This is a genomic window from Pseudomonas sp. NPDC098740 (assembly GCF_044760065.1).
Lineage (GTDB): Bacteria > Pseudomonadota > Gammaproteobacteria > Pseudomonadales > Pseudomonadaceae > Aquipseudomonas > Aquipseudomonas rossensis.
In genome coordinates this window covers 197,915-220,037 of record NZ_JBIWAM010000007.1, presented here as the reverse complement: position 1 = coordinate 220,037, position 22,123 = coordinate 197,915, and the positions used below count along the sequence as shown (strand labels likewise).

Below are 22,123 nucleotides of genomic sequence, written 5' to 3'. Positions count from 1 at the left end.
TCTTCAGGCCAGTATCTCAAGACCGTGTTTCTGAACGATGCTCAGCAACTTCAGCGCCATGCCGCTGGGGTTGTCTCCCGCTTCCCATTGTTTAACCGTCGAAGCGCTGGTGTTCAGATAACGCGCGAACACCGGTTGGCCGACATTGTTGCGCTCGCGCAGCGCTTTGATCTGCTCAGCGGGGATCGCGTCTGGAACCGTTGCAAGGCGCGATTCATCGAACTCACGCATGGTTGTCTTGCTGATTGCACCGATGGCAAACAAGGCACTGGCCGATTCGTGTATCGATTCAAATACTTCACTTTTGAATTTTTTACTCATGGGATATCTCCACAAACTCCTTAGCGTCCAGCAAGTGCTGGACTTGCATCTCGGTCAGCCCCTCATAGGTCTTCGTCATTTTCCGAAAACCGATCAGCTCAGTCTGACTGATATTGCTCTGATCTTTCTTGCCCTACAGAAACGGATAATTTCTACCGCCCCCCCCCCTAAAAAGCCACTTATCTAGCAATCGCTCAAGCACGGAAATGCAGTTGGCAAAACGCAGAGACAAAAAACGCCCCACGCCAAAAGAATCAGGCATGGGGCGATGCGTTATACCGCGAGACGGTTCGGGAATTCGTGTAGGGCGGGTCTGATCAGACGGCAATCCCTTTGCGGCATTGCAGTTGAGCGGTGCGCACTCGGGAGGACTGGCGACGGTGCTGCCGGGGCGCTCACAACAGGCACACGGCAACAAGGAACTGTTGTGGAAACCATTGAGCGAGCCGAGGGTGTCGCTTAAAGTTGGATTGGTGTGTCGGGATGTGCAGCGACAACAGGCCTCGCTGGCCTTATTGCGTACGTTGCTGGAAGAAGTGATGAATGGCACGGATGTGCGTTTGAGCAGCCCGGCAACACTGGATGAAATGAGCTGAGCACTTTTCCGCAGGTAAAAGAAAACCCCGCCGAAGCGGGGCTTTGCAGACTGTATCCCTGACATCCATTTCACTCCGCCGTCCTGGCAGAATCCTACGTGTCCGTGTTGTTGCTTTGCGCTTCCTGCGCGACGTCCATGTGAAGTAGATTAGCTGTGGATCCAATCTTCATCTATGGGAGAAGAGCAGCACGCCATGTAAGAGAATGCTTACATGACGTTACATTGTCAGAACTGTCCTGCGTCCAGCAGGAATAGTGACTCGCTACCGGCCTTCACCGACGCGCTCAACGAGTGGATACGCGGCAGCAGACGTGCGAAATAGAAGCGCGCCGTGCCCAACTTGCTCGCGTAGAAATCTTCTTGCGCTTCTTTGCCAAAAGCGGCCTTGGCCATCAGTGCCCACATGTACGCATACGCCACGTAACCGAATGCTTGCAGATACTCGACCGAGGCAGCACCGATTTCGTTCGGGTTGTTTTTCGCCCGATCCAGCAACCAGGCGGTCAGTTCGTCGAGGGTAGTCACCGCATCGTTCAGCGGTTTGGTGAACTCCACCAGATCAGCGCTGGCGGTCGCGGTGAAATGACGGATCTCGTCAGCGAACAGGTTGTAGAACGCCCCGCCGGTGCCGACGATCTTGCGTCCTACCAGGTCCAGCGCCTGAATGCCGTTGGTGCCTTCGTAGATCTGGGTGATGCGCACGTCGCGCACCAGTTGCTCCTGGCCCCACTCACGGATGTAACCGTGGCCGCCGAAAACCTGCTGGCCGTGAATGGTGGTTTCCAGACCTAGGTCGGTCAGGAACGCCTTGGCCACCGGGGTCAGCAAGGCCACCAAATCTTCCGCGCGTTTGCGGGTCGTGGCGTCTTCGCTGAACTTGGCGGTGTCCAGTTGCATGGCCACGTACGTCGAAAAGGCACGACCGCCTTCGTTCGAGGCTTTCATGGTCAACAGCATGCGACGCACGTCCGGGTGGACAATGATCGGGTCAGCGACCTTGTCCTTGTTTTGCGCGCCGGTCGGCGAACGGCTTTGCAGACGGTCGCGGGCGTACTCGACGGCGTTCTGGTACGAGCGCTCTCCGGTGGCCAGGCCCTGGATGCCAACACCCAGACGTTCGTAGTTCATCATCGTGAACATCGCGGCCAGGCCTTTGTTCGGCTCGCCGACCAGATAACCCACGGCCTCGTCGAAGTTCATCACGCAGGTCGCGGACGCCTGGATGCCCATCTTGTGTTCGATCGAACCGCAGGTCGCCGGGTTGCGCGCGCCCAGGCTGCCATCGGCATTGACCATGAACTTGGGCACCAGGAACAGCGAAATACCCTTCGGCCCCGCCGGTGCGTCCGGTAGCTTGGCCAGCACCAAATGAATGATGTTCTCGGTCAGGTCGTGCTCACCGCCGGTGATGAAGATCTTGGTGCCGCTGACTTTGTAGGAACCGTCGGCCTGAGGGTCGGCTTTGGTGCGAATGATGCCCAGGTCCGTACCGGCGTGTGGCTCGGTCAGGCACATGGAGCCAGCCCAGACGCCGGCGTACATGTTTGGCAGGTAGGCGGCTTTCAGCTCTTCGCTGGCGTGGGCGTTGATCGACAGGCAGGCGCCAGCGGTCAGCATCGGGTACAGGCCGAACGACAGGCTGGCGGAGTTGACCATTTCCTCGACTTGCGCCGAAACGGCCTTGGGCATGCCCATGCCGCCGTAGGTCGGATCGCCACCGACACCGACCCAACCGCCTTCAGCGTAAGTCTGATAAGCCTGTGGGAAACCTGCCGGCGTGGTGACGGCACCGTCCGCCCAATGGCAACCCTCTTCGTCAGCCGCACGGCTCAGGGGCGCAATGCTTTTGCTGGTGACCTTGCCGGCCTCTTCAAGAATGGCTTCGACCGTTTCAGCATCGACAGTCTCGGCCAGCGCAGGCAGCTCGGCCCAGAGTTTGGCGACCTCGAAAACTTCATTGAGGACGAAGCGCATATCGCGCAGGGGCGCTTTGTAGTCAGCCATGGCAAACCTCGCAAGATCTAAACAGGTGATTCGTAGGAGTGGTGCTTTCGTTGAGTTTGAGTGTAACCCAACAACTTTTACGACACATAGGGTCAGCTCATGACCGTTTTGTTATTTTTAGTCACTGAAAAGTGAACCATTAAAGAAGCCCGCAACTAGGCGGGCTCTTTTACGTCGGCTTGAAACACTATAGTGCGAATAACTCCGCAGGCAGGTTCATCAAACAATCGCTGCCCGCCTCGATTGACGCACGATGAGCCGCCGTGCGTGGCAGCAATCGCTTGAAGTAAAACTCGCTGGTCGCCAGTTTTGCCTGGCAGTAATCGGCATCGCCGCTGCCCGAATCGAGCTGTGCCTGAGCGACCAACGCCATGCGCAGCCACAGATAGCCGAGGATGATGTAACCGCTGTACATCAGGTAATCCACCGAAGCCGCGCCGACTTCATCCGGATTTTTCATCGCCGCCATGCCGACCTTGGTGGTCACCTCTCCCCACTGCTGATTCAGGTCGTTGAGCTGCGCCACGTAGCTGGCAAGTTGCGGATGTCCGGCGTTTGCCGCACAGGATTTGTGGACGATTTTGGTGAACCCGCGCAGCAATTTGCCCTGGCTGCCGAGGACTTTTCTTCCGAGCAAGTCCAGCGCCTGAATGCCGTTGGTGCCTTCATAGATCGGTGCGATCCGGCAGTCGCGTACCAGCTGCTCCATGCCCCACTCGCGGATAAAACCGTGACCACCGAACACTTGCATGCCGTGGTTGGTCACTTCCAGCCCGGTATCGGTCATGAAGGCTTTGCAGATCGGCGTGAGGAACGCCAGCAGGTCTTCGGCATCCTGACGCGCCGTTTCATCCGGGCTCAGATGCGCCACGTCCAGCAACTGCGCGGTGAAATAAGTCAGCGCCCGATTGCCTTCGTTGAAGGCCTTCATGGTCAGTAACATCCTGCGCACATCAGGATGAACGATGATCGGGTCGGCAGGTTTATCCGGTGCTTTCGGGCCGGTCAGCGCGCGCATTTGCAAGCGGTCGTTGGCGTACTTGATCGCCCCCTGAAAGCTCGCCTCCCCCAGACACAAACCCTGCATGCCGGTGCCGAGCCGTGCGTGGTTCATCATGGTGAACATGCAGTTCAGGCCCTTGTTCGGCTCACCGATCAAGAAGCCCTTGGCGTCGTCGAAGTTCAGCACGCAGGTAGCCGAGGCCTTGATGCCCATTTTGTGTTCGATCGAGCCGCAGGAAACGCCGTTGCGCTCTCCCGCCTCACCTTCGTCGTTGGGTAGGAATTTTGGAACGATAAACAGCGAAATGCCCTTGGTGCCTGCCGGAGCGTCCGGCAGTTTCGCCAGCACCAAGTGAATGATGTTTTCACTCATGTCGTGCTCGCCGGCAGAGATGAAAATCTTGCTGCCGGAGATCGCATAACTGCCGTCGGCCGCAGGCACGGCGCGGGTTTTGATGATGCCCAGGTCAGTGCCGCAATGGGCTTCGGTCAGGCACATGGTGCCGGTCCATTGGCCGGCGGTGAGCTTGCTCAGGTAAGTCTGCTTCTGTTCTTCAGTGCCATGGGCGTGGATCGCCGACATTGCACCGTGAGTCAGACCGGGGTACATGCCCCAGGAGGTGTTGCTGGAGCCAACCATTTCGCTAATGACCAGCCCCAGCGAACTCGGCAACCCCTGGCCACCGTAAACCGGATCAGCCGCCAGACCGTGCCAGCCACCTTCAACGTATTGTGCGAAGGCCTGCTTGAAGCCTGTAGGCGTAGTCACCACGCCATTGTCGAAATGGCATCCTTCTTCGTCGCCGCTGCGGTTCAGCGGTGCGAGAACGTTCTCACAGAACTTTGCACCTTCTTCGAGGATCGCGTTGACCATGTCCGGGCTGGCATCGGTGGCACCCAGTGCGGCGTAATTGCTGTGAAAATCAAAGACGTGGTCGATCAGAAAGCGCATGTCGCGCAGGGGAGCTTTGTACTCAGGCATGATCATTTCTCCGGCAGCAGATTCCCCAAACCTACTGCCGCGCCCCCGGCCTCACAATCACAGTCCAGACGCTGAATGCGCCATCATCACTCAATCAGTAGCGGCGTCCATGCGCACTGCGCCACGACGGTTCTGACCGAATGCCACCACACAGTTTCGCCCCGCACCCTTGGCACTGTAGAGCGCCTCGTCAGCGGACTTGAGCACTTTTTCGGGGGTGCGCTGCTCCAGGCGTTCGGCGACGCCGATGCTGACGGTGACCGACACACTTGAGGCGCCCGAGCCTGCGCGACGTTGACGACCTTGCTGGTCGTCCTGAGGACGGCTGTCCTGATTGCGCAGCTGAATGTTATAGGTGGCGATGGACTCGCGGATCACTTCCAGGTGCGGCATACACTCTTCGAGGGTCTTGCCTGCGAACACCAGGGCGAATTCCTCACCACCGTACCGATACGCCCTACCGCCACCACCGATTTTCGACAGCTTGCTGGCGACAAGTCGCAGTACCTGATCGCCGACATCGTGACCGTGGGTGTCATTGAATTTCTTGAAGTGATCGACATCGCTCATCGCCAGCACGTAATTGCGGCCGAGCCGCTGCATGCGTTCGTTCAGCGCACGACGTCCCGGCAAACCGGTGAGTTCGTCGCGGAACGCCATCTGATATGCCTCGTGCGCCACGGCGGCCGCGATCATCAACATGACCTGGCTGCACATGATGTTCAGGGTAAACGGCAGGATGAAGGTTTTCGGCAACATCCAGAACAAGCCGAGCAAACCGACCAACTGCGCCGCATGCAGCGGTCGCGGGTTGCGCCAGTACTGCCAGGCGAGCAGCACGAAAGAGGCGATGAACACCGGATACGACAGCTGGATCAGACTCATCCACGCGCCATGCAGTGCCGGCCAGCGAATTTCCGAGAGCCACATCAACAGCGCTTGTGGATAACTTTGTTCGAGACCGAGCGCGACACTACCGAACGCCAGCAACACAGCGAACCGCGCCACCATGTCTTGAAACAAATGAGTGCGTTCCTGCCACACGGCGAAGATGCCGAACAGCAGCGGCAACAGCAGGCAACACAAATGGAACACCACGGCTGCGTCTTCACGAACCTTGCCGTTGTCGCGGTAATAGTCGGTCTGGGTGTCGAGCAGGAAGTAGGCGATGTACACCGTGACCATCAGGAACAGCTCGCGCTGTCGCCGATAAACCGCACAATACGACCCGCCAAGCAGCAGGACCAAGGTCGGCAGGACGTTGAACAATGACGTGAAGAATACGTTGAGATCTTTGACGTAGGCCGCGGCAAGCCCCGCCAGTAACAGGACCAGGGACGGCAGGAAATGGTTGATATGAACAGCAGAAGAACGCGGCAAGGGGTTGAGCTCCGGCCCGGGCAAATCAAAGATGGCATTGTGCCTTCGCTTGGCGCAATTAAGCACACGCAATGTGATCTGCATCACACCGCACCCTCTATAACGGCAGGAATTCGGTTTTTCTGAGCGATTTGCCAGGTATTTCAGAAAAAAAGTGGCTGATAGCCATTAGATCGATCAACCATGGCTTTTTTACAGATGTTGGATCGCCGTAGCAGGAAGCCTTCAGAGCTTCGCGCTTGGCACCACCACGCCTCATGCAACATGCGCGCCATTGAGACTGTCAGTTATGACAGTATCGTCCGGTATTTTTACGGCGTTTAATTCCCTGTACCACTCACCGGAGCCCGACCACCACTTTCGGGATAGGAGAGTGTCGTCCGAACCTGACAGGAGTGACACGTATGGAAGACCCAATTATCGAGGCAGTCAGCACCACTTCACTTACTCTGATTCGTGATGCGATACCCAGGCTGCTACCGCTGAGCGTGGTGGAAGCCATACCCAATTTCGGTGGCTTGATTCCCCTGACGGCGACGGCACGTGACCTGCGTATTGGCATCCCGGCATTGCCACAGCCCGGTCCCGTCAGGTCGCGCCCCATTATCCGGATATACGCAGAGTTACCGTCTCCGGGTGAGTATGAAATCCTTGCCCACCATCAAATGGCGGCGTATCCCGCCGGGGATTTCGAGGTGCTTGTACCGCGCCGTAAGGTAGGCAGTGAAGGCGAGTATCGGCTCACGTACGTTCTGGATGACGGCGACAATTTACTGAGCGCCACCGCCAGCACCCGGTTGCTGATTCAGAAGACTGCACCTTTTGGCCACCTGACCATCACACCGCCACGCCCGCTGCTACCGCTCAACCTCGACACTGCGCTGATCAGCGAGGCTTATCTGCTCGCCAACGACCCCGTCATGTTCCGGATGCCACCGCACCCCGAAATCGATAACCAGATTGCCCTGCGCTACGTGCCCTACTACGGCAATACGGATAGCCACATGCAGGTTTCTTACGCTGATCCAGCGGTGATTACGCTGCCCGACACTCCGGCTGACCGATTTATCCCCGTACCAGCGGCAACTATTCGCGCCCGAGGCAATGGCCTACAGCAACTGACCTACCGTTGCATGGACCGGGCCGGCAATCGTGCTCGAGACTCATTGATCCTTGAAGTCAGGGTCGCGCTTCAAATAACGCCTTCAAATATTCCCGTGCCGCGGGTGACGCAGGCTATTGCGCCAGACAACACGGTGACCCTGGCTGACATCACCCCAGCCGGGATGGAGGTGTGGCTGGACAGTGTCGACGGTTTGCAGATTGGCAACTCCATCACGGTGCTCGTCGGTACGCTGGCGGCGGTGGCTGTTGTGTATGCAGGGCAGTCGTTGCCGATGCGGTTGGTGGTCCCTGCGGCACGCGTGCAAGCCGCTGTTCCGGGAGCCACCACCAATGATACGCCGGCATCCGTCAGGTTCAGGATCACCAGTGGCGGGGTAAACTTCGACGGGCTGGTCGCCAGGAATCTGATCTTCAATCTGTCGACCTTCATGCAGTTGCTGCCGCCAGTGATGAGAAACCTGAACAACGGCAATCTCACCTGCAACTCCCCGCAACCCAGCGACCTGCCCTATTCCAACCGTATCATTGAGGTATTTATCCCGCCCTCGGTGCTCTTGCGGGCCAATGCGACGGTTACTGTGAACTGTGCACTCAGTCGACAGGACGATGGCTCGACGCTGATCAATCCGCCAGTCACCGTCTCTGCCTTGCTGTCAGCCGACGCTGCGACGCTGGGCCAGACCTTGAACGTGCCGTATCCATCGACCATGGGCCTGATCGGCAGAGGGGTAATGTACGTCTTCTATACGACGCTCAATGCGGCCGGGCAAGCGATTCGATCAGCCCCGGTGCCCGTACCGGTCAGGGGTGTTTTGCCGGGGAACTTCTATTGCGACGGCACACCTTTTATCCCGACGCCTTGATGGACGCTGCAGCGTTGCGTGTCTGGCGCCCATAAAAAAACCGCCGCTCCCAAAAGAAGCGGCGGTTTATTGAAGAGCGGCGTGAGGCTTAGTAACCCAGCGCGAAGTCTTCTTCTTTCATGTCCATCAGATTGTTAGCGCCCGACAGCATGGTGACAACGTGAGTGCGGGTACGCGGCAGGATGCGCTGGAAGTAGAAGCGCGCAGTCTGCAGCTTGGCGGTGTAGAACGCCGTTTCGGTGGTGCCGGCAGCCAGTTTCTCGGCCGCCAGACGCGCCATGTCAGCCCAGAAGTAAGCCAGGCAGGCGTAACCGGAGTACATCAGGTAATCCACCGACGCTGCGCCGACTTCTTCGCGATCCTTCATGGCCGCCATACCGACCTTCATGGTCAGCTCGCCCCACTCTTTGTTCAGCGCAGCCAATGGCTCGACGAACTCTTTGACCGCTTCGTTGCCTTCGTTGGTCTGGCAGAACTTGTGGACGATCTTGGTGAAGCCTTTCAGGGCTTCGCCTTGAGTCATCAGCACTTTACGGCCCAGCAGATCGAGTGCCTGGATACCGGTGGTGCCTTCGTACAGCATCGAAATGCGGCTATCGCGAACGTTCTGCTCCATGCCCCACTCAGCGATGAAGCCGTGGCCGCCGTAGATTTGTACGCCGTGGTTGGCGGATTCGAAGCCGACTTCAGTCATGAAGGCTTTGGCGATCGGCGTCATGAACGCCAGCAGTGCGTCGGCCTTCTTCTTCTCTTCTTCGTCCACGCCGTACTTGACGATGTCGACTTGCTTGGCCGTGAAGTAAACCATCGCACGGTTACCTTCGGCGAAGGCCTTCATGGTCAACAGCATGCGACGTACGTCAGGGTGAACGATGATCGGGTCAGCGGCTTTTTCCGGCGCTTTCGGGCCAGTCAGGGAGCGCATTTGCAGACGATCACGAGCGTATTTCAGACCGCCCTGGAAGCCGATCTCGGCGTGGGCCAGACCTTGCAATGCGGTGCCCAGACGTGCGGTGTTCATGAAGGTGAACATGCAGTTCAGGCCTTTGTTCGCCGGGCCGATCAGGAAACCGGTGGCCGCGTCGAAGTTCATCACGCAGGTGGCGTTACCGTGGATGCCCATCTTGTGTTCCAGGGAACCGCAGGTCACAGCGTTGCGTGCGCCGACCGAACCGTCTTCGTTCGGCATGAACTTGGGAACGATGAACAGCGAAATGCCTTTGGTGCCCGCCGGTGCATCCGGCAGACGTGCCAGCACGATGTGGACGATGTTGTCGGCCATGTCGTGTTCGCCGGCCGAGATGAAGATCTTGGTGCCGGAGACTTTGAAGGAACCGTCGGCCTGTGGTTCAGCCTTGGTGCGCAGCATGCCCAGGTCGGTGCCGCAATGCGGTTCGGTCAGGCACATGGTGCCGGTCCATTCGCCAGAAACCAGCTTGGTCAGGTAAGCCTCTTGCTGCTCAGGCGTGCCGTGCTCGGAAATGGTGTTCATCGCGCCATGGGACAGGCCTGGGTACATGCCCCACGACCAGTTGGCTTCGCCAACCATTTCGCTGACAGCCAGGCCCAGAGATTCTGGCAGACCTTGGCCGCCGTGCTCTACGTCATGGGCCAGGCTTGGCCAGCCGCCTTCGACGAATTGTTTGTAGGCTTCTTTGAAGCCCGTCGGGGTTTTAACGCCGGACTCGCTCCAGGTGCAGCCTTCGGTGTCACCCACGCGGTTCAGCGGAGCCAGCACCTGCTCACAAAACTTGGCGCCTTCTTCGAGAATGGCGTCAACCATGTCTGGAGTTGCGTCCGAGCAAGCCGGAAGGCTCTGATAGTGCGCTTCGTAGCCGAGCAGTTCGTCACGAACGAAGCGAATATCACGCAAGGGGGCCTTGTAGTCAGGCATAGCGATAAACCTCTGCTGATGTAACCGGGGATGAACGACCGTATTGATTTGTTGTGACGGTCAAACAGTTGTTTGAAACATACGTTTACGCCCAAATCTTGTCAAGCGCCGATCTTTTGCCGCTCGTCATCACCTGAGGCAAATACCAGACCCACAGCAACGCAACACCGTCGCCTGAGCCATACGCTGTGGAGGAAAGATTAGTTGAGAGAGAAGGATTCACGCAGAAAAACGCCGCGAATAGTCGCGGCGTTGAGGGAGCGGGTTCAGCGAGGGTTCAGGCGAAGGTATCAATCAACGTACCAAGCACCTCATCGGATGCCTTGGCGACTTTGACGCCCAGTTCAACCTGAAATTTGCCCTGTGACATCTCGACCATGTTGCTGGCCAGGTCCGACTGCTGACTGAGATCTACCGAGCGCAGACGATCAACCTGAGCCTCGGAAGACTGGCTGGTCACCGAACGCTCGATCGTCGTGTTGGCGATTTGGCCAGAGGCCTGATCGACACGGTTCTGCCCTGTCTGAATAGTGCTCAGACCGGCATAAAAAGCGGTGTTTCCTGAGATTTCCATGGGAGAACTCGTCCTACAAAGGATCAACAGCGGCCATTGAACCAGACCCACCGACAAAAGGCCCGACAAAAACACTAATGGCACAGTGCCTTGTCATAGTTAAAACCCTTGCCAGAAAACTCAGTCCAGTAGATCCAGCTGCAGATACTCCGCCACCGCTTCAGCCGTCACCACCTTGAGTTTCGGCACTCGCCCAAGGCACGGTGCCGGGATCCGCTCAGCAAGTGTTGCAAGGTTTTCTTCCAGGCGCGAAGTCTTCGGATCGATGATATTGGCCACCCACCCCGCCAACTGCAAACCGTCCTGAGCAATCGCCTCGGCTGTCAGCAGCGCATGGTTGATGCAACCCAGGCGCACACCCACCACCAGGATCACCGGAAGATCCAGCGCCATCGCCAGGTCCGACAGATTGTCCTGATCCGCCAAAGGCACTCGCCAGCCTCCAGCACCTTCGATCAAGGTGAAGTCCGCTTGCATATCGAGAATTTCCTGCATGGGCGTCAACAGTGATTGCACCGTCAATGCCACGCCGGCCTCCCGCGCTGCCAGATGCGGTGCGATCGGTGGTTCGAATGCCACTGGGTTGACCTGCGCATAAGTCAAAGGCACTGAGCACTCCGCCAGCAACGCCAACGCATCGGCGTTGCGCAAGCCCTTGGGCGTCACATCGCAACCGGAGGCGACCGGCTTGCCCGCCGCCGTGCTCAAACCGGCCGACCGAGCGGCATGCAACAAACCTGCTGCAATGGTGGTCTTGCCGACATCGGTGTCAGTGCCAGTGATGAAATAGGCTGCGCTCATAAAGGTTTCTCCAACACGGCGTAGACCACTTGATAAGTCGCCGGCAATCCTTCGGCCTGACGAAATTGCTCATACGCCTCGATCAATCCGAGGATCCGTGCCCTGCCGGTCAAACCGCCCGGGCGACCGGGGTTCAAGTTGTGGGCACCCAGTGCCTTGAGTTCATGGGTCAGGCTGCGCACATCCGGGTAATGCAACACGTGCGGTCGGGTTTCCAGACTCGCGACTCTCAACCCACTGTCCGCGCAAAGCTGTTGATAAACCCCGAACTCGCGAAAGCGGTTGACGTGCACCATGCCATCCACCTGACGCCAGCTGTCACGCAGCTCGAACAGTGTGCCCACGCACAGACTAGCAAACGCGAAAATTCCGCCAGGTTTCAATACGCGATTGGCTTCACTGAGCACCGAAGCGAAGTCCGCACACCACTGCACCGCCAGGCTGGAGAAGATCAGATCGCAGGTCGAATCCTGCAACGGCAACCGCTCGGCATCGCCTGCGATGAAATGCGTTGCACCACCCAACGGCCGGGCGTGATTGAGCATGCCTTCGGCGATGTCCAATGCCAGCCCGTGCCTGGCAGGAAATCGCTCGCCCAATGCACGACTGAAATGCCCGGTGCCGCAGCCCAGGTCCAGCCAGACACCCGGCACGAAGTCCTCCGGCAAACGACTCGACAATTCACTGCCAACGTCGCGCTGAAACTCGGCCACGCTGTCGTAGCTTGCCGCCGCACGGGAAAAAGATGCCGCCACCTGGCGTTTGTCGGGCAAACCGCCGGGCAGGTTGGGGAGGGATAAATCAGTCATCACCGGACTCATGCAAAAAGGCCTGGATCGCCCCCGCCACACCGTGAGGGTCTTCCAGAAGAAACGCGTGACCGGCCTGCTCGATCAGACCGATTTCGACATCCGGCAGCAATTTCAGCAGGTCGCCCGCCGCTTCGGCTGGAACCAGTCCGTCGAGGCCGGCGAACAAGTGCAGTTGTGGGCCGCGGAACGACTGCAAAGCCTGGCGGGTATCCAGTTGTGCGAGCAACTCCAGGCCGCTCATCAGCCCCTCTGCCGAAGTGTGTGGCGCGCCACCGAGCAACAGCCGAGACAACCCGCGCGGGTCTTCGGCACCCTGAGCGCAGAGCAGCGAGAAACGTTTCAACGTCATGCGCGGATCAGCCTTGCAGCCGGCCAGAAACGCATCGAAGGTTTCGGCAGGCATCGCGCTTGGCCATTGCTCATGAGCGACAAAAGAAGGATTGCTCGCCAGCGTCAGCAAGCCGCAGCAGCGATCGCCGCGCCGGGCTGCCAACTCTGAAGCGAGCATGCCGCCGAGCGACCAGCCACCGAGCCAGGCATCCTGAGGCAACGTCGAGTCCAGCTCATCGAGCCACTCCTCAAGATCGCTCGATTCCAGTTCCGGCAACGGCTCGATCTCGACCCGCAAGTGTTCATCCAGTCCTTGTAACGCTGCCGCCAAGGGCTCCAGGGGAGAAATTCCGAGGCCCCAGCCGGGCAGCAGAATCAGACGATCACGCATGGCTTGGCTCCGGTCCCAGTTGTTGAAAACAATCGGCCAGTCCATTTAACAATAGCTGTACCTGCGCCTCGCTGTGCGCAGCGGTCAGGGTCACCCGCAGTCGGGCGCTGCCGGCGGGCACGGTCGGTGGACGGATCGCAGTGACCATCAGACCGCGCTCACGCAGCATCTGCGACAGTCGAACCGCACGCCCGGCATCGCCGATCATGATCGGCTGGATCGGTGTGAAGCTGTCCATCAACTCCAGGCCGATTTGCTCGGCGCCATGGCGAAATTGGGCAATGAGCGTTTTCAGATGCTCACGTCGCCAGTGCTCAGTGCGCAGCAACTCAAGGCTTTTCAGCGTCGCGCAGGCCAGCGCCGGCGGCTGGCTGGTGGTGTAAATGTAGGGACGGGCGAACTGGATCAGGCTCTCGATCAGCTCTTCGCTGCCAGCCACAAAAGCCCCGGCGGTACCGAACGCCTTGCCGAGGGTGCCGACAAGCACCGGCACGTCTTCCTGACTCAGGCCGAAATGCTCGACGATCCCGCCACCATTGGCACCCAGCGGACCAAACCCGTGAGCGTCATCGACCATCAACCATGCACCTTTGGCTTTCGCCTCCCGAGCCAGCGCCGGCAGGTCGGCAATGTCGCCGTCCATGCTGAACACGCCGTCGGTGACGACCAGGGTGTTGCCGGTCGCCTTCTCGAGACGCTTGGCCAGACTCGCCGCGTCGTTGTGCAGATAGCGATTGAAGCGCGCTCCGGACAACAGTCCTGCATCCAGCAGGGACGCGTGATTGAGCCGGTCTTCCAGCACCGTATCGCCCTGCCCCACCAACGCAGTGACTGCGCCGAGGTTGGCCATGTAACCCGTGGTGAACAACAACGCGCGCGGTCGACCGGTGAAATCGGCCAAGGCCTCTTCCAGCGCGTGATGCGGGCTGCTGTGGCCGATCACCAAATGCGATGCCCCACCACCGACGCCCCAACGGGCCGCACCGGCGCGCCAGGCTTCGATCACTTGCGGGTGATTGGCCAGGCCCAGATAGTCGTTGTTACAGAACGCCAGCAACGGCTGACCATCGACCACCACTTCCGGGCCTTGGGGGCTTTCGAGCAATGGGCGTTGGCGGTAGAGATTTTCGGCACGACGGGCAGCAAGGCGCGCGCTGAGATCGAAAGACATGCGGACCTCGCGAGTGGGAAAGTGGCACGAGCCTCTGTAGGAGCTGCCGCAGGCTGCGATCTTTTGATTTTGCCCTTAAAAACAAGATCAAAAGATCGCAGCCTGCGGCAGCTCCTACAGGGAATCGATAGGGCGATTAAACAGCCGCGTTATAGAACTGCTCGCTGCTCTTCTGCTCAACCAGCGCTTGTTCGATCGCTGCCTGGTGGACTTCGTCAGCGTGCTCTTCGCGTGCTTCCGGCAGGATGCCCAGGCGCGAGAACAGTTGCATGTCCTTGTCGGCCTGCGGGTTGGCGGTGGTCAGCAGTTTGTCGCCGTAGAAAATCGAGTTGGCACCGGCGAAGAACGCCAGGGCCTGCATCTGCTCGTTCATCGCTTCGCGGCCGGCGGACAGGCGCACGTGGGATTGCGGCATCAGGATACGGGCGACAGCGAGCATGCGGATGAAGTCGAACGGGTCGATATCGTCGGCATTTTCCAGCGGCGTTCCGGCGACTTTCACCAACATGTTGATCGGCACCGACTCTGGGTGCTCCGGCAGGTTGGCCAGCTGGATCAGCAGATTGGCGCGATCGTCGAGGGACTCGCCCATGCCGAGGATGCCGCCGGAGCAGATCTTCATCCCCGATTCACGCACGTAGGCCAGGGTTTGCAGGCGCTCGCTGTAGGTGCGGGTGGTGATGATGCTGCCGTAGAACTCAGGCGAGGTATCCAGGTTGTGGTTGTAGTAGTCGAGGCCGGCGTCAGCCAGAGCGACGGTCTGGTCCTGATCAAGGCGACCGAGGGTCATGCAGGTTTCCAGGCCCATGGCTTTCACGCCTTTGACCATTTCCAGCACGTAAGGCATGTCTTTGGCCGACGGATGTTTCCACGCCGCGCCCATGCAGAAACGGGTCGAACCGATGGCCTTGGCGCGAGCGGCCTCTTCGAGGACCTTCTGCACTTCCATCAGTTTTTCTTTTTCCAGGCCGGTGTTGTAGTGACCGGACTGCGGACAATATTTGCAATCTTCCGGGCAGGCACCGGTTTTGATCGACAGCAGCGTCGACACCTGGACCCGATTGGCGTCGAAATGCGCGCGGTGCACCGTCTGCGCCTGGAACAACAGGTCGTTGAATGGCTGAACGAAGAGTGCTTTGACTTCGGCCAAAGACCAGTCATGACGCAGGGTTGCAGTGGTGCTGGCGCTCATGGGTGTTTCCTTTGTTTTATGCTTGGCAAGCGGCTGGGGAATGGAATACCCACAGACGCGACACGGATGTTCGGCATATTTAAGGAAGACTCATGCGCTGTCAACCACGATACGAAGGACCGGTTTACATCTGGTTAAAAAACGACCAATTCTGTTTGCTCTGTGCAGAACCTGCCGATGAATGCACACCCATCTGCATGGCCTGTGAAACAGAGTTGCCCTGGCTGGGCGATCAATGCCAAACCTGCGCTCTGCCGTTGGCCACAGCTGGTCTGACCTGCGGCCAATGCCTGAAACAACCGCCTGCCTTTGAACGGGTCGCTACGCCCTGGACTTACAGCTTTCCGGTGGACACGTTGATCACACGCTTCAAACACTCTGCGAAGTGGCCGTTTGGTCGCCTGCTCGCCGAACTTCTCGCTCAGTTCCTGCAACATCGCTTCGATGAAGACCTGAATCGACCCGACGCGCTCATCCCGGTTCCGCTGGCCTCCAACCGACTGCGTAAACGGGGTTTCAACCAGGCCGCGATGCTCGCCCGGTGGCTCAGCACCAGCCTCGACATTCCGTGCGATGAAACACTGTTGCTGAGGATTCAGGACACCAGCGCACAACAGGACCTGAATGCCGAGGCCCGCAAAAAGAACCTGCGCAACGCCTTCGCTCTGGCACCCGATGCTTTCATCAAAGGTCGTCACCTGGCGCTGGTGGATGACGTACTGACCACCGGCGCCACGGCCCAGGCCCTGGCTCGCATGCTGATGGACGCCGGCGCCGCGCGGGTGGACGTCTATTGCCTGGCCCGCACACCCAAACCCGGCGATGCGCCCTGACTTGACTCCCGAGCCCCAAGCCGCCAACGTCCTTCCCATCGCCACCGCCCAAAGCGTCTTGCCATGTCCTTGCCTACGTTGTTGTCCCAGCACATTGTCCGTCGTCCGCAGCGCATCGCGTTGCTGCAACACATCGCCGAACAGGGCTCGATCACCCGCGCCGCGAAAAGCGCGGGGCTGAGTTACAAAGCGGCGTGGGACGCCATCGACGAGCTGAACAACCTCGCGCAAAAACCGTTGGTGGAGCGCAGTGTCGGCGGCAAGGGTGGCGGTGGCGCCAAACTCTCCAGCGAAGGCGAGCGCGTATTGCGCCTGTATCAAAAGCTGCAAGCCTTGCAGGCTCAGGTGCTGGAAGCTGCCGAAGATGCCAGCGACCTGGACCTGCTCGGCCGACTGATGCTCAGAACCAGCGCGCGCAATCAACTGCATGGCAAGGTTGTGGCAATTGATAACCAAGGGCACAACGACCGGATTCGCCTTGAGCTGGCCGAAGGCTTGAGCATCGATGCGCAGATCACCCACGACAGCACTCTGCGACTGGAACTGGAAACCGGCACCGAAGTGGTTGCACTGATCAAGGCCGGTTGGCTGGAGTTGCTGGGCATCGCTCAAGTGGCAACACCCGGCAATAATTGCCTGAAGGGCATCATCGAAGAAATTCTCGACGCCGAGGACGGCCCCAGCGAAGTGCGCATCGGCCTGCCCAATGGCCAGACACTCTGCGCGCTGGCCGAACCGTTGCACTTGAGAACCCTCGGTTTGGCCGCCGATAAACCGGTGCTGGTGCAGTTCGCGCCATCCAACGTTTTACTCGGTACACCGCTTTGAAACACAAGTGTCATTAACGCTCATTAAGGTGACTGCAAAAACCCGCAGGGAGCCTGATGTGAGCCTATTAGAAGACAACCAATCCACCGACCTCGAGAAAATGGTCGGCCTCAGCCGTCGAGGTTTCATCAGCGCCGGCGCCCTTTGCGGTGCAGCAATGTTCCTGGGCGGCAACCTGCTGAGCCGCAGCGTGCTGGCCGCCAGCGTCAGCGCCGGCTCCAGCAAACTATTGGGTTTTGACAGTATTCCCGCCGCCACCAGCGACGCCATCACCCTGCCCCCAGGTTACAAATCTTCGGTATTGATCAGTTGGGGCCAGCCCCTGCAGAAGAACGGCCCGGCATTCGACCCGAGCGGCAACGGCACGGCCGAACATCAGGAAATCCAGTTCGGCGACAACAACGACGGCATGAGCCTGTTCGAATTTCCCGGTGACAACAACCGGGCGCTGATGGCGATCAACAACGAATACACCAACTATCGCTACCTCTACGCCCACGGCGGCATGCCGCAATCGGCTGCTGACGTGCGCAAGGCACTGGCCTGTGAAGGCGTGTCGGTGATCGAAGTGCAGCGCAAGAACGGCCAGTGGCATTTCGTCCAGGGCTCACGCTACAACCGGCGCATTCACGGCAACGCGCCGATCAGCCTCAGCGGCCCGGCCGCCGGCCACGCCTTGGTAAAAACCAGCGCCGACCCGCACGGCAAAAATGTCCTCGGCACCTTCCAGAACTGCGCCAACGGCAAGACGCCATGGGGCACGTATCTAACCTGCGAAGAGAACTTCACCGATTGCTTCGGCAGCAGCAATGCCGAACAAAAGTTCGACGCCGCACAGAAACGCTACGGCGCGGTGGCGGCCAGCAAAGAGATCAACTGGCACCCACACGACGAGCGTTTCGACCTGGCGAAAAACCCCAACGAACTCAACCGTCACGGCTGGGTCGTGGAGATCGACCCGTTCGATCCGCAATCGACGCCAGTCAAACGCACCGCGCTGGGTCGCTTCAAACATGAAAACGCCGCCCTTGCCGAAACCAATGACGGTCGCGCCGTGGTGTACATGGGCGACGATGAGCGCGGCGAGTTCATCTACAAATTCGTCAGCCGCGACAAGATCAACCACAAAAAACCCAAGGCCAATCGCGACCTGCTGGACCACGGCACTTTGTACGTGGCGCGCTTCGATGCGGGCGACGGCAATGCCGATCATCCGAAAGGCCAGGGCGAATGGGTCGAACTGACCCACGGTAAAAACGGCATCGACGCCAGCAGCGGTTTCGCCGATCAGGCCGAAGTGTTGATTCACGTCCGCCTCGCGGCCAGCGTGGTGAAAGCCACGCGCATGGACCGTCCGGAATGGATCGTCGTCAGCCCCAAGGATGGCCAGGTCTATTGCACGCTGACCAACAACGCCAAGCGTGGCGACGATGGCCAGCCGGTGGGCGGACCGAACCCGCGCGAGAAGAACGTTTATGGGCAGATTCTGCGCTGGCGCACTGACCGCGATGATCACGGGGCCAAAAGCTTTTCCTGGGACCTGTTTGTGGTCGCCGGCAACCCAGGGGTTCACGCCGGCACGCCGAAGGGCGGTTCATCGAACATCACACCGCAAAACATGTTCAACAGCCCGGATGGGTTGGCTTTCGATGATGCCGGACGGTTGTGGATTCAAACCGATGGCGATTCGAGCAATGCCGGTGATTTCGCGGGCATGGGCAACAATCAGATGCTCTGCGCTGATCCGGTCACCGGGGAGATACGTCGCTTCATGGTCGGGCCGGTGGGCTGCGAGGTGACGGGGATCAGTTTCTCGCCAGACCAAAAGACCTTGTTTGTCGGAATTCAGCACCCAGGGGAGAACGGTGGGTCAACGTTCCCTGAGCATCTGCCGAATGGCAAGCCGCGGTCTTCGGTGATGGCGATTTCCCGGGAAGATGGAGGGATCGTCGGCGCCTGATAGGGCCTCTTCGCGGGCAAGCCCGCTCCCACAGGGATCTCCTTTGTGTCACAAATCGTGTGCACAACACGGGCCCATGTGGGAGCGAGCTTGCTCGCGATGGCGTCGGTGTGAACAACACTTACCTCAAGCCCAACCCCTAAAGACACCCCGTCTGCGCTACCATGCTTGGCCGGACGCGGCAGCCTGCTGCGCGCAGGAGTCAGCATGGCCCACCCGTTTGCAACCCTCACCCCAGACCTCGTGCTCGATGCCGTCGAAAGCATCGGTTTTCTCAGCGACGCGCGCATTCTGGCGCTCAACAGCTACGAGAATCGTGTCTATCAGGTTGGTATCGAAGACTCCGAGCCGCTGATCGCCAAGTTCTACCGCCCCCAGCGCTGGACCAATGAAGCGATTCTCGAAGAACACCAATTCACCTTCGAACTCGCCGAGTGCGACGTGCCGGTGGTCGCACCGATGATTCACAACGGTGCCAGCCTGCACGAACACAACGGTTTCCGTTTTACCCTGTTCCCCCGCCGTGGCGGCCGTGCGCCGGAGCCCGGTAACCTCGATCAGTTGTATCGTTTGGGGCAACTGCTCGGTCGCCTGCACGCCGTCGGCACTACAAAACCGTTCGAACACCGCGAAGCGCTGGGTGTGAAGAACTTCGGTCATGACTCGCTGACGACATTGCTCGAAGGCAATTTCGTACCCAAAAGTCTGCTGCCAGCCTACGAGTCCGTGGCCCGTGACCTGCTCAAGCGTGTGGAAGAGGTCTACAACGTTACACCGCACAAGAACATCCGCATGCACGGCGACTGCCACCCCGGCAACATGATGTGCCGCGACGAGATGTTCCACATCGTCGACCTGGACGACTGCCGCATGGGCCCGGCGGTGCAGGACATCTGGATGATGCTGGCGGGTGATCGTCAGGAATGTCTCGGTCAGTTGTCGGAATTGATGGACGGCTACAGTGAGTTCCACGACTTCGATCCGCGAGAACTGGCGTTGATCGAACCGCTGCGCGCCTTGCGCCTGATGCACTACAGCGCCTGGCTCGCTCGCCGCTGGGACGACCCGGCGTTCCCGCACAGTTTTCCGTGGTTCGGCAGTGAACGGTATTGGGGCGACCAAGTGTTGGCCTTGCGCGAACAACTCGCCGCGCTCAATGAAGAACCACTGAAGCTCTTTTAATTTCAAGATCAAAAGATCGCAGCCTTCGGCAGCTCCTACACGGTGGACGCAATCACTCTGTAGGAGCTGCCGAAGGCTGCGATCTTTTGCTTTCAGAAGCGACACATCTATACAACCTCCTTACAATCCCCTCTTTGTTAGCTGCCTAAGCAAGGATTCTGCATGCAAGCCGCCAACCCGCGTCGCGGGTACATCCTGGGCCTGAGTGCCTACATCATCTGGGGACTTTTCCCGCTCTACTTCAAAGCCATTGCCAACGTGCCCGCCGTGGAGATCATCATCCACCGAGTGCTCTGGTCCGCGCTGTTCGGCGCCTTGCTGCTGATGGTGTGGAAACATCCGGGCTGGTGGCGCGAGTTGCGTGATAACCCGAAACGGCTGGCGATCCTGGCCCTGAGCGGCACGCTGATCGCGGCCAACTGGCTGACCTACGTCTGGTCGGTGAACAACGGCCGCATGCTCGAAGCCAGTCTCGGTTACTACATCAACCCGCTGGTGAACGTGCTGTTGGGCATGCTGATCCTTGGCGAACGACTGCGGCGCATGCAATGGCTGGCGGTTGGCCTGGCGGCGGTCGGTGTCGCGCAACAAGTCTGGCAAGTCGGCAGTTTGCCGTGGGTTTCCCTGGTGCTGGCGCTGACCTTCGGTTTCTACGGACTAATCCGCAAGCAGGCGCCGGTCAAGGCGTTACCTGGTCTGGTGGTGGAAACCTGGATGCTGGTGCCGATTGCCGTCGCGTGGTTGCTGTTCAACCCCACCGCGAGCAGCGCTCAAGCCGAATTCTGGACCACGTCCGAAGCCTGGTGGCTGGTGGCCGCCGGTCCGGTGACGCTGGTGCCGCTGGTATGTTTCAACGCCGCTGCACGGCATTTGCCTTACACGACGCTGGGATTTCTCCAGTACTTGGCGCCGACGCTGGTATTGCTGCAAGCCGTTCTGCTGTTTGATGAACACTTGTCATCCAGCACCCTCGTGGCGTTCATCTTTATCTGGGCTGGCCTGGCGGTTTACAGCGTCGATGCGGTGATAAGTTTGCGTCGCCGCTGCTGATCAAAAAACGTACAAATCTCCACAGGCCACGTTCTATGTGGCCTGTACCGATCCTTCCCAAGGTTATCCACAGCCTGATCCCCGGCGTTTGTGCGCAACTTGTTGAAACTGCTGGTTTTTTGATCAGGTTCTGAAGAGCCCCGGCCGACGTGGCCTGGCGGGCTGTCTCTACAGGTTATCCACAGGCAGGTGCACGTATAACTTGGATAACCTTTTCAGGGTTCACTGCGCAGCACCAATTCGACCATCAAATCGTCCGCCAGGGTTTCCAGGCGCGATTGCAGCACGTCCAGGGACAGCGTCAGCGGCACGGCCAGAATTGCTTCAGCGTGAAACAAAGGCTCGCTGCTCATCGGCGCCGGACGTACTTCGGTGACCAACCTTTCCAAACTCACGCCCTGCTCACTTAGCAGACGCGTGATGTCGCGTACGATCCCCGGGCGGTCATTGCCCACCAATTCCATGGCAATCGGTTTCCAGGTGCAGGATTGCTCGATGCCGCTTTCGGCAATCAGCACGCGAATGCCATGGGCGGACAACGCCTGTAGGGCATCCACCAATTCATCGTAGGCCTCGGCCGGCACGCCCACCCGAAGAATCCCGGCGAACTGCCCGGCCATGCGTGACATGCGGCTCTCCAGCCAGTTGCCGCCGTGCTCGGCGATGCATTGGGCAATGCGTTCGACCTGCCCTGGCTTGTCCGGAGCGAATACAGTGAGTACCAGATGGTCCATGGCGCATCCCTCTTGTCATGACTTTTGTTATAGAAAAGCAAGTATAGGCAAGGGGCGGGAATCGGCTCGGCGTCTCAGAAAACCAACGCCCCATAG

General features: G+C 59.2%; 18 protein-coding genes and 2 pseudogenes. 7 read left to right on the top strand and 13 right to left on the bottom strand.

All coding sequences use genetic code 11. The annotated features are described in order from the left end of the window. Window positions 1–3: 3 nt before the first annotated feature. Both ACIQU2_RS11680 and ACIQU2_RS11675 read right to left on the bottom strand, forming a co-directional pair. Window positions 4–321 (bottom strand): helix-turn-helix domain-containing protein, encoded by a 318-nt coding sequence (locus tag ACIQU2_RS11680; RefSeq protein WP_403140677.1) that lies wholly within the window; start codon window positions 319–321, stop codon window positions 4–6. Next, window positions 314–439: pseudogene (locus ACIQU2_RS11675) on the bottom strand (addiction module toxin RelE); the annotation flags it as partial. The pseudogene ACIQU2_RS11675 and the gene ACIQU2_RS11680, both read right to left, overlap by 8 nt. A gap of 253 nt (window positions 440–692) precedes the next feature. Here ACIQU2_RS11675 and ACIQU2_RS11670 point away from each other — a divergent pair. Further along, a pseudogene (locus ACIQU2_RS11670) lies at window positions 693–917 on the top strand (LysR family transcriptional regulator); the annotation flags it as partial. 227 nt (window positions 918–1,144) lie between these two features. Here ACIQU2_RS11670 and ACIQU2_RS11665 read toward each other — a convergent pair. The 3 genes from ACIQU2_RS11665 to ACIQU2_RS11655 form a co-directional block, all read right to left on the bottom strand. Next, complete coding sequence (locus tag ACIQU2_RS11665) at window positions 1,145–2,923, bottom strand: acyl-CoA dehydrogenase C-terminal domain-containing protein (protein ID WP_403140674.1); 1,779 nt, start codon at window positions 2,921–2,923, stop codon at window positions 1,145–1,147. 187 nt (window positions 2,924–3,110) lie between these two features. Further along, window positions 3,111–4,907 (bottom strand): acyl-CoA dehydrogenase C-terminal domain-containing protein, encoded by a 1,797-nt coding sequence (locus tag ACIQU2_RS11660; protein WP_403140671.1) that lies wholly within the window; start codon window positions 4,905–4,907, stop codon window positions 3,111–3,113. 90 nt (window positions 4,908–4,997) lie between these two features. Then, on the bottom strand, window positions 4,998–6,287 hold the full coding sequence (locus tag ACIQU2_RS11655; RefSeq protein WP_403140668.1) for a GGDEF domain-containing protein: 1,290 nt from the start codon (window positions 6,285–6,287) through the stop codon (window positions 4,998–5,000). 404 nt (window positions 6,288–6,691) lie between these two features. Between ACIQU2_RS11655 and ACIQU2_RS11650 the strand changes: the two genes are divergently transcribed. Next, window positions 6,692–8,275 carry a hypothetical protein gene (locus ACIQU2_RS11650; RefSeq protein ID WP_403140666.1) on the top strand — a complete coding sequence of 528 codons (1,584 nt, stop codon included), beginning with the start codon at window positions 6,692–6,694 and terminating at the stop codon, window positions 8,273–8,275. Between the two features lie 88 nt (window positions 8,276–8,363). On the opposite strand, the gene ACIQU2_RS11645 is transcribed toward ACIQU2_RS11650, so the two are convergent. From ACIQU2_RS11645 to bioB, 7 genes are all read right to left on the bottom strand, one after another. Then, a complete protein-coding gene (locus ACIQU2_RS11645) occupies window positions 8,364–10,169 on the bottom strand; it encodes a phenylacyl-CoA dehydrogenase (protein WP_347803183.1) in 1,806 nt (601 codons plus the stop codon). A 277-nt stretch (window positions 10,170–10,446) separates the two neighbouring features. After that, window positions 10,447–10,743, bottom strand: coding sequence for a pyrroloquinoline quinone biosynthesis protein PqqE (locus ACIQU2_RS11640; RefSeq protein WP_403140664.1), 297 nt, complete (start codon window positions 10,741–10,743; stop codon window positions 10,447–10,449). A 120-nt stretch (window positions 10,744–10,863) separates the two neighbouring features. Continuing rightward, window positions 10,864–11,544, bottom strand: a complete 681-nt coding sequence (gene bioD, locus ACIQU2_RS11635) for a dethiobiotin synthase (protein ID WP_403140662.1) — start codon at window positions 11,542–11,544, stop codon at window positions 10,864–10,866. Next, window positions 11,541–12,353 (bottom strand): malonyl-ACP O-methyltransferase BioC, encoded by an 813-nt coding sequence (gene bioC / locus ACIQU2_RS11630; RefSeq protein ID WP_403140660.1) that lies wholly within the window; start codon window positions 12,351–12,353, stop codon window positions 11,541–11,543. Before bioC ends, bioD begins: the two co-directional genes overlap by 4 nt. Continuing rightward, window positions 12,346–13,077, bottom strand: coding sequence for an alpha/beta fold hydrolase (locus tag ACIQU2_RS11625; protein ID WP_403140658.1), 732 nt, complete (start codon window positions 13,075–13,077; stop codon window positions 12,346–12,348). The genes bioC and ACIQU2_RS11625 overlap by 8 nt, the downstream gene beginning before the upstream one ends. Further along, complete coding sequence (gene bioF / locus ACIQU2_RS11620) at window positions 13,070–14,248, bottom strand: 8-amino-7-oxononanoate synthase (protein WP_403140655.1); 1,179 nt, start codon at window positions 14,246–14,248, stop codon at window positions 13,070–13,072. Before bioF ends, ACIQU2_RS11625 begins: the two co-directional genes overlap by 8 nt. Before the next feature lie 136 nt (window positions 14,249–14,384). Next, a complete protein-coding gene (gene bioB, locus ACIQU2_RS11615; protein ID WP_059407420.1) occupies window positions 14,385–15,440 on the bottom strand; it encodes a biotin synthase BioB in 1,056 nt (351 codons plus the stop codon). A 92-nt stretch (window positions 15,441–15,532) separates the two neighbouring features. On the opposite strand from bioB, the gene ACIQU2_RS11610 reads away from it, so the two are divergent. The 5 genes from ACIQU2_RS11610 (at window position 15,533) to rarD (ending at window position 21,293) form a co-directional block, all read left to right on the top strand. After that, window positions 15,533–16,273, top strand: a complete 741-nt coding sequence (locus ACIQU2_RS11610) for a ComF family protein (RefSeq protein WP_403140651.1) — start codon at window positions 15,533–15,535, stop codon at window positions 16,271–16,273. 63 nt (window positions 16,274–16,336) lie between these two features. Further along, complete coding sequence (locus ACIQU2_RS11605; protein WP_403140648.1) at window positions 16,337–17,101, top strand: TOBE domain-containing protein; 765 nt, start codon at window positions 16,337–16,339, stop codon at window positions 17,099–17,101. A 58-nt stretch (window positions 17,102–17,159) separates the two neighbouring features. Next, on the top strand, window positions 17,160–19,061 hold the full coding sequence (locus ACIQU2_RS11600) for a PhoX family protein (protein ID WP_403140645.1): 1,902 nt from the start codon (window positions 17,160–17,162) through the stop codon (window positions 19,059–19,061). Window positions 19,062–19,268: 207 nt separating this feature from the next. Then, the gene (locus ACIQU2_RS11595) at window positions 19,269–20,243 is read left to right on the top strand and encodes a serine/threonine protein kinase (RefSeq protein ID WP_033056251.1); all 975 of its coding nucleotides are present in this window, start codon (window positions 19,269–19,271) and stop codon (window positions 20,241–20,243) included. A 162-nt stretch (window positions 20,244–20,405) separates the two neighbouring features. Next, a complete protein-coding gene (rarD, locus tag ACIQU2_RS11590) occupies window positions 20,406–21,293 on the top strand; it encodes an EamA family transporter RarD (RefSeq protein ID WP_403140642.1) in 888 nt (295 codons plus the stop codon). Window positions 21,294–21,508: 215 nt separating this feature from the next. On the opposite strand, the gene ACIQU2_RS11585 is transcribed toward rarD, so the two are convergent. Then, window positions 21,509–22,027 (bottom strand): glycine cleavage system protein R, encoded by a 519-nt coding sequence (locus tag ACIQU2_RS11585; protein ID WP_347802011.1) that lies wholly within the window; start codon window positions 22,025–22,027, stop codon window positions 21,509–21,511. Between the last annotated feature and the right edge of the window lie 96 nt (window positions 22,028–22,123).